Source organism: Ruegeria sp. BI7 (assembly GCF_056537925.1).
On the sequence record NZ_JBQFSK010000015.1, the window covers coordinates 1 to 14,534 of the forward strand.

Here is a 14,534-nt window from a genome sequence, read left to right on the forward strand (position 1 = left end):
CGCTCCTTTTGGACAGGACGCCAATATCAAGAAGTTTCATGGTTGACCTCAAGTCGACTTAAAGTGGCAGGATAGCTCCTCACTGGCACATGAGACAAGAGAGCCTACGATGACTGATACAGTGCAGACGCAATCTTCCATTCCCATCCTGATCACTCTCGCTGCAGCGACATTGCGCGACAACCATAATGTGCAGATAGCCTGAAATGAGGTTATCCCCTTGGAATTGGCACATGAAAAGAGCTTGTCGGAGCGATCAAGTACCGAGAACAAAAGCGAATTCCGAGACTTCACCATGGCGTTCGCCAATGTTCTGATGAGATCAATCCGGCTCGGCCGTGCGCCTATAGACCTCTTTTCTAGTGTCGCGTACCCGGCACAACAAAACCCTCGCAGCATCACCTCAATGGAACGGCCTTACCGCGCTTCTTCGATCGCCGTACGCCGAAAAACTCACGGTTTGATCGCAACCATTCTAAATCGCCGAACAAACCTGTTTTCTATCAAAGGCGTATACGAGAAGCGTTAGGGCAGGGCACCTTTGATGCAAGAACTAAGATCCGAGCTCGAGCCGGAGCAGAACAATGAAATTGATCGGCTATTACTGCGGTTCCCGGCAAAGTGGTTTTGAAAACACAGGGCGGAAAACGGACTTTCGCAACGAGTGCTAACCAATGAGGGTGCTTTCAAGAAAGCCGACATTCAAATGGTGAACATTTCAGAATCTAAGCTGCACCATCGTAAGTCGGATCTTAACCCAAATGCGTACTAAAACTAGCGAATGACTGACTTGCAGGTTGTTTGCGGAGGAGATCATCAACACTAAACCTTTTAGGTTTGCAGCATGGAAATGGCTCTCGAAAACAAACGAAATGACTCTTTGATTGCTAGGCATTCGATTAGCTTGCAATGTTGCGTGGCAGCTCTTTTATCGGAAAAGGACCTCCCATGTCTCGACTTTCAAAACGCAAAGATTTTGCCATCGAAGTTTGTGAGGAGGCTGGGGCAATTGCCGAAGAGTATTTCGCGGATAGGGGTAATCTTGTCGTTGATCAAAAAGGCGCTCAGGACTGGGTTAGCGAGGCGGACAAGAATGTTGAAACCTTTATTCGTAAGAGGATTGCAGAGGCGTGGCCCAACGATGGAATTTTTGGTGAAGAGCACGGCGCTACCGTTGGTAAGAGCGGTTTTGACTGGGTGATTGACCCAATTGATGGGACAACAAATTTCGTCAACGGCATACCTGCATGGACTATTGTTCTGGCTGGCGTAACGGAAGGGCATACTGAGATCGGTGTGATACGTGATCCAAATGTGGATGAGACCTTTGTAGCGATGCGCGGAGAAGGTGCGACGCTTAACGGATCACCAATGCGCGTCGCGTCAGGGGTGGCGCTGCGGGACGGAACAGTCGCCGTGGGATATTCGAACCGGATTGAGACCCGGCATATTTTACCTATTGTCGAGAACCTAATCGAGTACGGGGCTATGTTTCACAGAAACGCCAGCGGAGCGCTATCATTGGCCTACGTCGCTGCTGGGCGACTCTTGGGATACATGGAAGAACACATGAATGCCTGGGATTGTCTGGCTGGGCAATTGCTGGTCTCGGAAGCGGGTGGCGTTGTTGAGGATCAGAACGCCGATGTGATGATCCGCGAAGGTGGGCGCGTAATCGTGGGTACACCAGATGTGTTTGAGACCTTGGTTGAAATCGCTGAGAACGCTTGGAACGACTAGGGTTTATGCCAACGAAACCCAGCCCGAATAGGGTTTGAGTGTCAATAGATCTGCCTGCCAGAAATGGCCTTGTGAGGGCTGATCGTACTTGCGGTCTATCGAACAATCCGAGAGTGCGCACCACAGCAATGTGCCGACCGCGCCGTGTGTCACGATTGCAATATCTCCCGCGCCATGCATCTGGACAATCTCGGTGACTGTCCGATGAATACGACTCTGCGCCTCGACAGCTGTTTCCCAACCGCGATAGCTAACTTCCGGCTGAGCAAAGAAAGCATCAGCTGCTGCCTCGAATTCGTCCCGAGGCAAATAACCGGTGCCGCTGCGGTCGTTCTCACCAAGACCCAAGTGGTAATTTACAGGTAGCGTTCGGGATGCAGCAAGAATCTCGCCTGTTTCGCGGGCCTTTCGCTCACCACTGGTCCAAATTTGTGTGACTTTCGATAAGACTTCATTGGATGCAAATTCAGCAGCGCGTTTGCGGCCCGTCGCACTCAAGCACCACTCTGTTATCGGAATGACCGGATCGATAGAGACCTCGGGGTGTGTGATGATCGTAAGATTCGGCATTTAGTCAGGCAAAAGCACGGGCCCTTTGTCAGCAAAACCCATCATGATTTCAGTGCCGGGTTCTAGCGGTGCATCGACATCATCTTGAACGGCAAAAACCTGACCGAATGCACCTTTCAATGTGTATTCCATCCGAACGCCAACATAGGTCGCCTTGGCCACTGAGGCTGGAATACCTTGATCTGAACCGATCACCAAACGTGAGGGTCGTACGGCGATCGTTGCCGGTCCTTCGGACAGACCGCGGCGTGGCAGCGTGTGGCGATAGCCTTCGACTTCGATGGTTGCCATATCGCCATCAATATTTACGATTTGGCAGCTCAGAAGGTTTGCCTCACCTATGAAATCGGCGACAAACCGGTCATTCGGCGCATCGTAAAGCTGGCGCGGAGTGCCTATTTGAGCGATCGCTGCGTTACGCATAACAACTATCTCGTCCGAGACTGCCAGTGCCTCTTCCTGATCATGGGTAACGTAAACAACTGTTAAGCCAAGGTCTTGCTGAATTGCCCGAATATCTTCACGAACTTGACGGCGAAGCTTGGCGTCGAGGTTGGATAGCGGCTCGTCGAACAACAGCACTTGCGGCTCAAGAACCAGTGCGCGCGCGACGGCGACACGCTGCTGCTGGCCGCCCGATAACTCTGAGGGAAGGCGGTTGTCGAACCCCTGCAGGCCAACCAGTTCCAAACCATGCAAGGCGCGACTGCGGGCCTCGTCCTTCGCAAAGCCCGAGAATGTGAGGCCATACTTCACATTCTCCAACACGCTCATATGAGGGAACAACGCGTATGACTGAAACACCATAGATACATCACGGTCGGTAGCTGGCAGTTTGGTCACGTCCCGATCACCGATCAGGATCTTGCCCGAACTTGCCATCTCCAACCCTGCAATCATGCGCAGTGTCGTTGTTTTTCCGCAGCCTGACGGGCCAAGCAGCGTAACGAGCTTTCCTGCGTCTACGTGAAGGTTGATGTTATCGACGGCGACCACATCCTTGCCGAACACTTTCGACACGTTCTCAAACCGTACCGGGGCGGCCTTGGAACCGATTTTGGTGTCGGTCATGGCGATGTCTCCGTTCCGTGCTGGGTGCGTCGACCAATCTGAACCCGGCCAACGAGAAGTTGCAATAAGCCGACCGTCGCGAGCATCACGAAGATCAGCGTCGTCGAATAGGCGATAGCAAGGCCATAGTCGTTATTCTCGACCCGGCCGATGATATAGCTGGTTGCCATGTCATACTCTGCGCTGACCAGAAAGATGACGGCTGAGATTGCCGTCATGGCACGAACAAAACTGTAGACAAGTGCAGCAAGTATCGCAGGGCGCAACAGCGGCAGGATGACATTCCGGAACGTCTGCCACGAGTTTGCGCCAAGAGTAAGCGAGGATTCATCAAGGCTGCGGTCAAGCTGTGACATGCTCGCGATGCCAGCGCGAACACCAACTGGCATATTGCGGAAGATGAAGCTGACAACGAGGATGACACCTGTGCCGGTGATTTCGATTGGCGGAACGTTGAAGGCAAGGATGTAACTAACGCCGATGACCGTGCCGGGGATGGCGAAGGACAACATTGTTCCAAATTCGAAAGCGTTCTTGCCTGCAAAGCTTTGCCTGGTCAGCAGATAGGCAGTTACTAGCCCAACAGCGGCAGTCAATGGCGCTGCTATGGCCGCGATGGTTATTGTGGTCCAGAAACTGTCCCAAGCGGCCCCAGTCCAGCGTATACCCTCTTCTTCGAAGCGGACTGAGAATGCAGTGATGTAGTGCTTGATCGTCAGCGAATTATCGACTCCCCACAGCTCAACCACACTGCCGTAGATGATCATTGCATAGACAACAATGGTGAACAGCGCCCACCCCAAAGCGATGAGCAGAACGGGAACCGATAGGCCCGTTGGCATTAGAGGATGCACCCCCGCATCACCCTTGCCGGTGACGGTAGTGTAGCTCTTCTTTCCCAGCCAGACACGCTGCGCGTAAAAGGCGGAAAGGGTAAAGAACAGCAGCACCATTGCCAGAACCGCAGCACGGCCTTGATCGTATTGAGCGCCGACAATTGCGAAGAAAATCTCAGTCGACAGCACGTCGAAATTTCCACCCAATACAAGCGGGTTCCCAAAGTCGGCCATGCTTTCGATGAAGCCCAGAAGAAATGCATTTGCAAGACCGGGCCGCATCAGGGGCAGAGAAACCGTTTTGAACGTCTGCCACTTGCTGGCCCGCAGGGTCTGGGCCGCTTCCTCCATCGAAGGTGAAACACCTTCCACCACGCCTATTAGTACGAGAAATGCAATGGGAGTGAACGCGAGTGTCTGCGCGATCAGAATGCCTGGCATTCCGTAAAGCCAGCGTGTCGGTTGTGTGCCAAATAGCTCGGCAAAGAACCGGGTTACAGAACCGGACAAGCCAAAAAGTAGGATAAGCGCCAAGCCGATCACGAATGGCGGGGTGATTATTGGAAGAACAGTCAATGCTCGCAGCGCCCGCTTATAGCGAAAGCCTGAGCGCGTCACGACCAACGCGAAGCACAGACCCAGACCCGTGGTGATGACGCCTACAAGGATGGCTAGGAACAGTGAATTCCACGCAGCACCGCATCGCGCACCTTGTAAACACCCCAATCCCCACAACCGGTCGTCGAAGAACTTCGAGAAGAAAACCGCAATGGAATAAGCGCCGTCTTCGGTGATGAAAGCAGCAAAAAGCATCTTGGCGATGGGGAAAAAGACAAAAGCGGTAACGATGGTAATCACACCGCCAATAGCGCTTACGACGAAGACATCACCATTAATAGCACCCCTCGCCGCGATGCCTTGAGTGAGCAGGAACAGAAAGCTTGATGCGCAGATCATCGCGCCATAGCCCATTCCGAACTGACGGTCGCCAAGCTCACCAAACAACGCGTCCAACCAATCGAAGTTGAAGCCTCTGATACCGATGCTGAACCCCTGAGCGATCAGCCAGCCGAACCCCAGCGCTCCGGACAGTATCAGCATACGGGCGTAAAGCGGATCAGATTTGGTACGCTTCAACACCAAAAGCGGCAGGGCGAGGGCGATAAGGAGCGGAGCGAGCCACAGCTTCTCACCTTGTCCAATCAAAAACGCAGCGGGGGCATAATCCTCATCGAACGGGTAGCCGTCCACGAGCCACCCGAACGACCACAGGCCGCCGTCGACCATGTACCAGGGCAGCAGGCAGAATCCGACCCACCCGGCGATGATCCAGAAGATCAGGACCGGATGGGTCGTTTTTGATGTAGTGTCAGCCATTTACTGCGGCAGAACCGAAACCTCTTCGTCCCATTTCTGCAACAGACGCTTCCGTTCGTCTGAGGAGCCATATTTTTTGAAGTCATAATCGATCAGCTTGATCTGACTCATGTCAGGCGCGCTATCCGAAGTTTCCGCGCCCTTGTTCGATGGCACCTGAAACGCGTTTACCTGAAGAGCAAGGTTCTGAGCTTCGGGCGACAGGGCCCAGTCATAGAACTTCTTCGCTTCTTCTTCGTTACGAGCCCCGTCTATAATCGACATTGAGCCAATTTCGTAACCGGTGCCTTCGCATGGCGCGACGACTTTGATCGGGAACCCCGAAACGGCCTGCTTTACGGCGTCATGCATAAAGACGATACCAATCGTGTTCTCGCCACGACCGGCGGCCTTGATCGGCGCCGAGCCAGACTTGGTGTACTGGTTGATATTCGAGTGCAGGCCCTTCATGAACTCAAAGCCTTCATCCTCGCCGAAGATCTGCACCATTGAGGCCAGCGTCGTATAGGCCGTACCCGACGAGTTCGGGTTCGCCATCTGAACGTGTCCTTTGTATTCGGGCTTCAAAAGATCCTTCCAGCAGGCAGGTTCGGGCAGGTTGTTTGCAGCGACAAGGTCGGCATTGTAGCCATACCCAAGCGCGCCTGAATAAATGCCGATCGTCTTGTTGCCAGCACTTTCAGCCTGAGATATCGCCCAATCATGAAGCTGGTCGCGCATTGGGGACATGTATTCCATCGTCAGGCCTTCTTCGGCGGCCTGCAGATGCGGGTCGCCCGTACCACCCCACCAAACGTCACCTTTCGGGTTCGAGCTTTCGGCACGGATTTGCGCAAATGTCTCGCCCGAGGACTTTCGGGTCATGTTAACGTCGATGCCAGTTGCATCTTCGAAGCTACGTGCCATCAGTTGACACCAATCCTCTTGAGCTGAGCAATAGAAAGTCAGCTTATCGGCATGCGCTGCGGACAATGACGCGGTCAAGGCAATCAGTGATCCCACGGCAGTGGATGTCAATTTCTTCATTATTTTTCCTCCCTTAGGGTTTAATTCGTCCGGGTTTCCCGGATCTATTTTGCCCTTCCTCATGCAGCCTTACGAAATTTTTCTTAGAGTGTTGAGGCTTCCTAATTATCTGTCAAAACCTTTGGAAAATGCGTCCGGATACTTTTACAACCACCAACTTCACCAAGAGAAAACCAACGATGCGCCCAGCCTTTCTTTTTGAAATTGATCAGCCTGCGTATATTGCTCTGTCCCTTGAAATCTTTGATGTCATGTGAATTTTCACAACGGAATGAGGATTATGCAACAAAAAATATTGCAAAATGCCCGAAACCCCACAAAATTAAATTCTGAAAATATTCGAGTCGTTGAATGTCCAAAACCAAAACGCGCGGCAAGAAATCTGAAAAGAGTCCGGGTCGGGTAAAAAAATCCGACAGACGCCAGCAAATCCTGCTGGAATTGAAACTGCGCCCGCACGTTCGCATCAACGAGTTGGCACAGCGTTTCAACGTTTCGAATGAGACCGTGCGCCGGGATTTCGAAGCCCTGTCCAATGAAGGCCTGATCGCGCGTGCGCACGGTGGGGCATCAGCCCCAGTGCAAGGGCATTACCCAAGTCTGGAAGAAAGGACCAGCGCGAAGATCGAGGAGCGCGAGCGTATAGGTATCAGCGCGGCGGGACTTGTTCAGGACGGCGAAACGGTCATGGTCGATTCCGGCTCGACGACTGTCGAGATGGCACGCGCGCTGGCATTTCTCGATATCCATTGCACGGTGATCACGAATTCAATCCCCGTAGCGATGACCCTTGGCCATGGTACTGCCCAGGTCTTGCTGTGCCCCGGAGAATACCTGGCAGCTGAATCTGCAACGATCGGAACCGAGACACTGGAATTCCTGTCTCGTTTCAACGTTGACAGGTGCATGATCGGTTCTTCGGGTTTCTCAGTAGAAGGCCCGTCAGAGACGGTAAGGGGCTTTGCGGCGATCAAGAGGATGATGCTGACGCGTGCTGCGAAACGCCACCTTCTTATCGATTCCGGGAAATTTGGTCGCAAGGGTCTGGCTCAGGTAGGTGATCTTGCCGAGTTGGATTCCATTGTCACCGACACAAAACCAACCGGGGAACTGCTCAATGTAATAGATGGTGCCGAGGTCGATATTCTCGTCGCCGGTTAAGAACGAAAAGGAATGACTAACAGCGGCTGATAAAAGCCGCACATAACTGGGAGGAAAACATGAAGATTGACATCAAACTATTGGTTGGGGCTTCCGCAATTGCGCTACTGTCGCTGTCGGGGACAGCCTCGGCGCAGGATTGTCCACGCGGTGACCTAGACGAGCGTTTTTGTGACGCCGATGGGGATTTGATCGCGGATATTCCAACAGATGCCTCCGAGCAAATTGATCCAGACACCTTGATTTTTGCATATACACCAGTCGAAGACCCGGCCGTTTACAAAACCGCATGGTCAGACTTTCTTGAGCATTTGAAGGCGGAAACCGGCAAGGACGTCGTCTTTTTTCCGGTTCAGAACAACGCAGCTCAGATCGAAGCGATGCGTTCGGGGCGTCTGCATATTGCGGGCTTCAACACCGGTTCCAACCCACTGGCTGTAAACTGCGCCGGGTTCCGGCCATTCACGATCATGGCTTCGAAAGACGGTAATTTTGGCTATGAGATGGAGATTATTACCTTTCCTGGTTCGGGCATCGAAAAGGTTGAGGACATCAAAGGCAAGCAACTGGCCTTTACGTCCCCCACATCCAACTCAGGTTTCAAAGCGCCATCAGCAATTTTGAAGAGCGACTTTGATCTTCTGCCGGAACGCGATTTCGAACCTGTCTATTCGGGCAAGCATGACAACTCGATCTTGGGCGTGGCCAACAAGGATTACCTGGCGGCTTCGATTGCAAATTCGGTAAAATCACGGATGATCTTGCGTGATGTCATCAACGAAGACGACGTTGTTACGATCTATAAATCGCAGACTTTCCCGACCACAGGATTTGGCACCGTTTACAACCTGAAGCCCGAGCTGCAGGAGAAAATCCGCAATGCTTTCTTCAATTTTGACTGGGAGGGCACGACACTTGAAGCTGAATTCTCGAAGTCGAACGAAGGCCAGTTTCTTGAAATGACCTATCAGGAATTCTGGGATGTCATTCGTAAAATTGACGCAGCAAATGGCGTCTCCTACGCCTGCCAGTGACCCTTGGCCAATACTGCGGGCCCGAAAGGGCCCGTTATTCAACCTAATCTGGGGCATTTTATGCTGCGTCTTCAAAAGCTGACGAAAACATACAAGACCGGAGATCAGGCGCTAAAGGCCATCGATCTTGAGGTGCCCAAAGGACAGGTGCTTGCGTTGATCGGACCCTCGGGTGCAGGCAAGTCGACCATGATCCGCTGTATTAACCGCTTGGTCGAACCCACAAGCGGTGGTGTCCTTTTGGATGATGTGGACCTGACCAAACTCGGATCGGGCGCTCTACGTAAAGCGCGCCGCGAAATGGGCATGATCTTTCAGGAATATGCCTTGGTAGAACGCCTCACAGTGATGGAAAACGTATTGTCGGGACGGCTGGGATATGTGGGATTCTGGCGCAGTTTCCTACGGCGATATCCGCAGTCGGACGTTGACGAGGCTTTCCGCCTGCTTGATCGGGTGGGGTTGTTACACATGGCTGACAAACGCGCCGACGAGTTGTCAGGGGGGCAACGCCAAAGAGTCGGCATCTGCCGCGCCCTGATTCAAAACCCAAAATTGCTGCTGGTCGACGAGCCAACAGCATCGCTCGACCCGAAAACCAGCCGTCAGATCATGCGACTAATAACCGAGCTGTGTCAGGAGCGCGGATTGGCGGCGATCATCAATATCCATGACGTGGCGCTTGCCCAGATGTTCGTTCCTCGCGTCGTGGGCCTCCGCTTTGGCGAAATCGTTTATGATGGTCTTCCAACAGGCCTTACCCCCGAAAAGCTGACTGAAATCTATGGCGAGGAAGACTGGGAAGCGACCATCGAAAAAGTGGACGAAGATGAAGATATCGAGGCTGCAGAATGAGCCATCGAGAGTTAGACGACATGCTGGGAAAAGGCTGGCGTAAACCTGCCTTTGTAAAAAAGCCGTTGCTCCGCTGGGCATTGATCTTGGGCTTTTTCGCCTACCTGATCGCGGCTTTCATGACCATCGATGTTGATTGGGGCCGTGTCTATGAAGGGCTGGATCGGGGGTGGGCATTTGTACTTGCGTTTACCAGCCCGGACTTCGTTTCGCGGTGGTCAGACATTTGGAGCGGTCTTCTGGAGAGTATCATTATGACCGTGGCTGCGTCGGTCGTGGGTATCTTGATCTCGATCCCAATAGGGTTGGGCGCGGCACGAAATATCGCCCCTTTGCCAGTCTACATGATTTGCCGGGGCATTGTTGCCATCAGTCGAGCCTTGCAAGAAATCATCGTCGCCATTTTGCTGGTGGCTATCTTCGGTTTTGGTCCGCTGGCCGGATTTCTAACCCTTTCCTTCGCCACTATCGGATTTCTCTCAAAACTTTTGGCCGAAGACATCGAAGCGATGGACAAGGTTCAGGCCGAGGCGATCAAGGCCTCTGGTGCGCGTTGGCCGCAATGGATCAACTATGGCGTTCAGCCACAGGTTATGCCGCGACTTGTGGGCCTTTCCATGTACAGGATCGACATCAATTTCCGAGAAAGTGCAATTCTTGGTCTGGTCGGTGCCGGCGGGATTGGCGCGACGTTGAACACTGCGTTCGATCGATATGAGTACGACACAGCGGCGGCCATTCTCATCCTGATCATCGGGATCGTCATGGCACTTGAATACCTTTCGGGAATTATCCGCGCGAGGGTTCAGTAATGCCTGTTCTTGAACAAAACGATACGCAAATCTGGCGCAGACGGACGACGGGTCAAAGTCTTGTTCGCTGGTTTGGCTGGCTTTTGGGTGTGGCTGTCTTTGTTTATTGCTGGCAGTTCATCTCGGAATCGACGACCTGGTTTTTCGTTTGGGATGCCCCCCGCATTGCCAACGATATCTGGACCCGCGCAACGCCTCCCAAATGGGATTACATCACACAACTGGGCCGCCCGATTTGGGATACGCTGAACATCGCCACCCTAGGTACAATCATCGCCTTGTGCATGGCAGTGCCTGTTGCCTTCTTGGCCGCGCGCAACACCACACCGTCGACATTAGTCATTCGACCCATAGCTTTGTTGATCATTGTCTCGACCCGCTCTATCAACTCGCTGATCTGGGCGCTTCTATTGATCGCAATTATTGGCCCAGGCGTCTTTGCTGGTGTAATTGCAATTGCCATCCGTTCAATCGGGTTCTGCGCAAAGCTTCTGTATGAAGCCATAGAGGAAATTGATCACACTCAGGTCGAAGCGATCACGGCGACCGGTGCGTCGCGCTGGCAGGTCATGGCTTACGGGATTGTTCCACAGATCCTGCCCGCTTTTGCAGGCATTGCCGTTTTTCGTTGGGACATAAATATCCGCGAGTCCACGGTTCTGGGCCTGGTTGGCGCCGGAGGTATTGGATTGCAACTGTCAGCTTCGCTCAACGTTCTGGCTTGGCCACAGGTCAGCCTTATCCTGATTGTAATTCTCGTCGCGGTTTTGATCAGCGAATGGGTCTCGGCAAAAGTTCGAGGGGCGATCATTTGACCGGGTTCTCTGCGCAGGAGGCTTTTGATGCCTATGAAGCTGTACGACATCGCCTTCCGGAAGCCAGACCTACTGAAGTGACATATCGTCAGGTTGAAACGCTCGATGACATAGCTCATGAGTTCGATGTATTCCTCCTCGACGCCTTCGGGGTTCTTAATATAGGTGACACGGCAATCCCGGATACACCGGATCGGGTCAGGTCGCTGAAAGCCGCCGGCAAACGTGTTTTGGTCGTTTCAAATGCTGCTGGGTTTCCTCACACAACTCTGTTGGAAAAATATTCTAGGCTTGGTTATGACTTCGCGCCCCGAGACGTGATCACCAGCCGGGCCACGTTGCTATCAGAAATAAACGGTCAAAGTGGGTTGCATTGGGGCTTGATGGCGACCCCCAGCGCCGGTCTTCGCGATTTGGAAGAGCTGAAACTATCCTACCTCGAGGATGACCCGGAGCCCTACGAAACCGTTGACGGGTTTCTAATGATAGGATCAGCGGTTTGGACTGAATCGCGTCAAGCTATGCTAGAGACTGCCTTGCTTGAACGGCCTCGTCCGGTAATGGTCGGCAACCCTGATATCGTCGCGCCCCGCGAATACGGGTTTTCAAAAGAGCCCGGTCTTTTCGCGCACAGGCTGGCAGACCGGACAGGTGTTGTTCCTCAGTTCTTTGGAAAGCCTTTCGCCAACATCTATGATCTTGCTTTCCAACGTCTCGGGCACATCGACAGGTCCCGGGTTCTGATGGTTGGCGACAGCCTGCACACCGACATTCTGGGCGCATCCAGCGCTGGCATAGATTCGGCACTCATTTCAGGATATGGATTCTTCGCAGGGCATGATGTTGAAGCAGCGATCAAGAAGGCGGGGATAGTGCCAAACTTTGTAGTAGGCCGGCCTTGAGTCTAGAGCATTCGTTTTCGATAAGTATCCCGTTCAAATCGAATGTCCTGCAAGCCCGCATTTCGAACATGCTGACCATGGAAATACTGCGCTGTGGACCAACGGCAGCTTTGCCCCCCTCGCGGCAATGCGACCCCCGGTCTAAAGTCTGGATTGGGCTGTGATGCGACGTGTCGGCTCAGCCGTTGAACCAAATCGGAGCATCGCCTTCTGACCAAGTTGTGTACTTTCGCATCACTAGCAAAAATACTTCACTGTCCAGGAATTGATCTAGCCACGCCACTAAATTCGGCCACTCCTGTGCGTCAAACCGCGCCCGGTCTATATGCGCAAACTGGCGAACAAATGGTAGAATCGCCAAATCGGCGAGAGTGGGGCGATCTCCAAAAAGCCAGGCCCTCCCGACTAACCGCTCGTCGAGGTTGAGCAAGTAGCTCGCCGCTTTCCTGCGCTCCTTTTGGACGTCTAAGTCCGGATACCGCACGACGTATTTTGTGTGATCTAATGCATCCTTGAATGGGCCATCATTTGCCGCGATTAGGCCCCAACCTTCTTGAGGCATATCCAAAAGTCGCTGCGGATCATTTTGTTGAAGCGCCCAAATCATGATTTCCAGGCTTTCATCTATTACTTTGTCTGGAAGTCGAAGCGCGGGCACTGTTCCGGACGGGGATGTTTGTAAGAAAGCCTCAGGTTTGTCCTGCAAAAGAATCTCGCGCAGCTCGACTGTGACTCGTGAACTCGCCAATGCGAGACGGGCCCTTATGGCGTATGGGCAGCGACGGAACGACCATAAGATAGGGTATTGAGCCATACGAAGATATATCTCCAATCTACCAGCGTGGTTAAACCTCCCGTCGTTTCCCAACTGGTACTTCTGCTTGAACGCTGTCTGATACTATCGGATGGGCCATTGCTTCACAAACATCGGCCTCAGTAGCCGTCTGGTTTGGAGATTCAGAACGAGAAAATGCGGAATTGAGTACAAGTGACTTGTCTTGCGAAGTTGCAACGCGAAAGTCCCCGAGATCTTAGAAATTGGCCCTGGGCCGGTCGCGGTGGTTATGGATTGATCGAAGAATTAGTCTATCATAGCTTGCAGCATATGCCCAAGTTTCTCCATCTTGTCGTCTTAGAGCGCCACAGCGCTCATCGCCGAAAACGTTTTGCCGGATAGCTGGTCTTCCATTTGTGACTTAGCCAATAAAACAATTTTGGAGACCTCAGATGACTGAATTCACTGAAATCCCGGTGCTTGATCTTGCACCGCTGATCAATGGAGAGGATACGTCCAACCTCGCCTTGGAATTCGCCGAAGCCTATGGAAAAACCGGATTTGGCTATGTTGTTAATCACGGCGTTGATCCTGACTTGCGCGCTGCCGTGTTTGCCGCCTCGACGGAATTTCATGCACTGCCGGAGATCGAAAAACAGGCAATTGCACTAAATAAATGTCATCGTGGCTACATCGCGATCAACACCTCCACGGACGTGAACTCTGACCTGGCCAAGGTGACTAAACCCAATCAGTCCGCATCGTTCATGATGATGCGCGAGGATGCAGAGGTCGACCCTGCCGTCTATCTGTCCGGACCAAATCAATGGCCTGCTCTGGAAGGTTTCCGAGAGGCCTGCGAGGCTTATGCCGACGCGATGACAAACCTGGGTTACAAACTCATGGGTCTTGCCCTTGACGCTATTGGCGCCGCGGATCGTTCGATCCTCAGTGCATTCCAGACGCCAACGATTTGGCTGCGCCTACTCCACTATCCACCACAACCGCCACAGGCTTTGGGTGATCTTTACGGATCTGCACCCCACAAGGACTTTGGATGTCTGACATTGCTCGCACAGGACAATGTTGGTGGTTTGCAAGTCCAGACGCCTGAGGGTCATTGGGTGGATGCACCGCCTATCGACAATGCCTTCGTGGTCAATGTAGGCGATATGCTGCACCGACTCTCCAACGGAAAGTTGTTGTCCACCCCGCACCGGGTTATCAATGCGACTGGACAACAGCGCTATTCCGTACCGTTCTTCTTCGACCCACATGTCTCTGCTGAAATCGCGCCGCTCCCTGGGACAGGGACTGCGAGATTCGATCCCCTGAAGTTTGGACAGTTTCTGAGAGGAGAACTGGAAGCAAGCTACGACGCACATCAGGTTGGCCATTCGGATACCTAAAAGCACGCTGCGTTGGCAGTGACAATTCACTGACCGATATGAAACGAACGTCCGCATTGCAGTTGCTGCGACGCAGCTGTGCGGCTTCAGATCAAAATCCTCAATGGGCCGTTTCGGTACATGTGAGTAACGTCTGCCGTCCGGATGCTGC

13 protein-coding genes are annotated in these 14,534 nt (G+C 52.9%); 8 read left to right on the top strand and 5 right to left on the bottom strand.

The features are described 5' to 3' along the window. Positions 1-948 precede the first annotated feature (948 nt). Positions 949-1,740 (top strand): inositol monophosphatase family protein, encoded by a 792-nt coding sequence (locus tag ACR0JB_RS20945; RefSeq protein WP_170507837.1) that lies wholly within the window; start codon positions 949-951, stop codon positions 1,738-1,740. A 3-nt stretch (positions 1,741-1,743) separates the two neighbouring features. Here the strand turns inward: ACR0JB_RS20945 and ACR0JB_RS20950 are convergent, their stop codons facing one another. From ACR0JB_RS20950 to ACR0JB_RS20965, 4 genes are read right to left on the bottom strand one after another with little or no spacing between them, the layout of a single operon-like run. Further along, positions 1,744-2,310 carry a histidine phosphatase family protein gene (locus ACR0JB_RS20950; protein WP_170507835.1) on the bottom strand — a complete coding sequence of 189 codons (567 nt, stop codon included), beginning with the start codon at positions 2,308-2,310 and terminating at the stop codon, positions 1,744-1,746. Continuing rightward, complete coding sequence (locus ACR0JB_RS20955; RefSeq protein WP_170507832.1) at positions 2,311-3,381, bottom strand: ABC transporter ATP-binding protein; 1,071 nt, start codon at positions 3,379-3,381, stop codon at positions 2,311-2,313. Then, complete coding sequence (locus tag ACR0JB_RS20960; RefSeq protein ID WP_170394431.1) at positions 3,378-5,594, bottom strand: ABC transporter permease; 2,217 nt, start codon at positions 5,592-5,594, stop codon at positions 3,378-3,380. Before ACR0JB_RS20960 ends, ACR0JB_RS20955 begins: the two co-directional genes overlap by 4 nt. Then, complete coding sequence (locus ACR0JB_RS20965; RefSeq protein ID WP_170352083.1) at positions 5,595-6,620, bottom strand: ABC transporter substrate-binding protein; 1,026 nt, start codon at positions 6,618-6,620, stop codon at positions 5,595-5,597. A 351-nt stretch (positions 6,621-6,971) separates the two neighbouring features. Here ACR0JB_RS20965 and ACR0JB_RS20970 point away from each other — a divergent pair, with 351 nt between their 5' ends. Genes ACR0JB_RS20970 through ACR0JB_RS20995 form a run of 6 tightly spaced genes read left to right on the top strand, consistent with a single transcriptional unit; the run spans position 6,972 to position 12,199 of the window. Beyond that, positions 6,972-7,781: a DeoR/GlpR family DNA-binding transcription regulator gene (locus tag ACR0JB_RS20970; protein WP_170394428.1), complete on the top strand. Its 810-nt coding sequence runs from the start codon at positions 6,972-6,974 to the stop codon at positions 7,779-7,781. Positions 7,782-7,840: 59 nt separating this feature from the next. Next, positions 7,841-8,815, top strand: a complete 975-nt coding sequence (gene phnD, locus ACR0JB_RS20975; protein WP_170352081.1) for a phosphate/phosphite/phosphonate ABC transporter substrate-binding protein — start codon at positions 7,841-7,843, stop codon at positions 8,813-8,815. 60 nt (positions 8,816-8,875) lie between these two features. Next, positions 8,876-9,670, top strand: a complete 795-nt coding sequence (gene phnC / locus ACR0JB_RS20980; RefSeq protein WP_170394425.1) for a phosphonate ABC transporter ATP-binding protein — start codon at positions 8,876-8,878, stop codon at positions 9,668-9,670. Next, entirely contained in the window at positions 9,667-10,482 is an 816-nt protein-coding gene (phnE, locus tag ACR0JB_RS20985) for a phosphonate ABC transporter, permease protein PhnE (protein WP_170394422.1), read from the top strand. The genes phnC and phnE (ACR0JB_RS20985) overlap by 4 nt, the downstream gene beginning before the upstream one ends. Further along, positions 10,482-11,297, top strand: coding sequence for a phosphonate ABC transporter, permease protein PhnE (phnE, locus tag ACR0JB_RS20990; protein WP_170394418.1), 816 nt, complete (start codon positions 10,482-10,484; stop codon positions 11,295-11,297). The genes phnE (ACR0JB_RS20985) and phnE (ACR0JB_RS20990) overlap by 1 nt, the downstream gene beginning before the upstream one ends. After that, positions 11,294-12,199 (top strand): HAD-IIA family hydrolase, encoded by a 906-nt coding sequence (locus ACR0JB_RS20995; protein ID WP_254437345.1) that lies wholly within the window; start codon positions 11,294-11,296, stop codon positions 12,197-12,199. The genes phnE (ACR0JB_RS20990) and ACR0JB_RS20995 overlap by 4 nt, the downstream gene beginning before the upstream one ends. A gap of 178 nt (positions 12,200-12,377) precedes the next feature. Here ACR0JB_RS20995 and ACR0JB_RS21000 read toward each other — a convergent pair whose 3' ends face one another. Beyond that, positions 12,378-13,013: a glutathione S-transferase gene (locus tag ACR0JB_RS21000; protein WP_170379849.1), complete on the bottom strand. Its 636-nt coding sequence runs from the start codon at positions 13,011-13,013 to the stop codon at positions 12,378-12,380. Between the two features lie 413 nt (positions 13,014-13,426). On the opposite strand from ACR0JB_RS21000, the gene ACR0JB_RS21005 reads away from it, so the two are divergent. Next, positions 13,427-14,383, top strand: a complete 957-nt coding sequence (locus ACR0JB_RS21005) for an isopenicillin N synthase family dioxygenase (protein ID WP_170379847.1) — start codon at positions 13,427-13,429, stop codon at positions 14,381-14,383. Positions 14,384-14,534 lie beyond the last annotated feature (151 nt).

Bases quoted from the DNA above. Each gene is read 5' to 3' on its own strand.
- ACR0JB_RS20945 (WP_170507837.1), top strand. From the start codon at position 949: ATGTCTCGACTTTCAAAACGCAAAGATTTTGCCATCGAAGTTTGTGAG.
- ACR0JB_RS20950 (WP_170507835.1), bottom strand. From the start codon at position 2,310: ATGCCGAATCTTACGATCATCACACACCCCGAGGTCTCTATCGATCCG.
- ACR0JB_RS20955 (WP_170507832.1), bottom strand. From the start codon at position 3,381: ATGACCGACACCAAAATCGGTTCCAAGGCCGCCCCGGTACGGTTTGAG.
- ACR0JB_RS20960 (WP_170394431.1), bottom strand. From the start codon at position 5,594: ATGGCTGACACTACATCAAAAACGACCCATCCGGTCCTGATCTTCTGG.
- ACR0JB_RS20965 (WP_170352083.1), bottom strand. From the start codon at position 6,620: ATGAAGAAATTGACATCCACTGCCGTGGGATCACTGATTGCCTTGACC.
- ACR0JB_RS20970 (WP_170394428.1), top strand. From the start codon at position 6,972: ATGTCCAAAACCAAAACGCGCGGCAAGAAATCTGAAAAGAGTCCGGGT.
- phnD (WP_170352081.1), top strand. From the start codon at position 7,841: ATGAAGATTGACATCAAACTATTGGTTGGGGCTTCCGCAATTGCGCTA.
- phnC (WP_170394425.1), top strand. From the start codon at position 8,876: ATGCTGCGTCTTCAAAAGCTGACGAAAACATACAAGACCGGAGATCAG.
- phnE (WP_170394422.1), top strand. From the start codon at position 9,667: ATGAGCCATCGAGAGTTAGACGACATGCTGGGAAAAGGCTGGCGTAAA.
- phnE (WP_170394418.1), top strand. From the start codon at position 10,482: ATGCCTGTTCTTGAACAAAACGATACGCAAATCTGGCGCAGACGGACG.
- ACR0JB_RS21000 (WP_170379849.1), bottom strand. From the start codon at position 13,013: ATGGCTCAATACCCTATCTTATGGTCGTTCCGTCGCTGCCCATACGCC.
- ACR0JB_RS21005 (WP_170379847.1), top strand. From the start codon at position 13,427: ATGACTGAATTCACTGAAATCCCGGTGCTTGATCTTGCACCGCTGATC.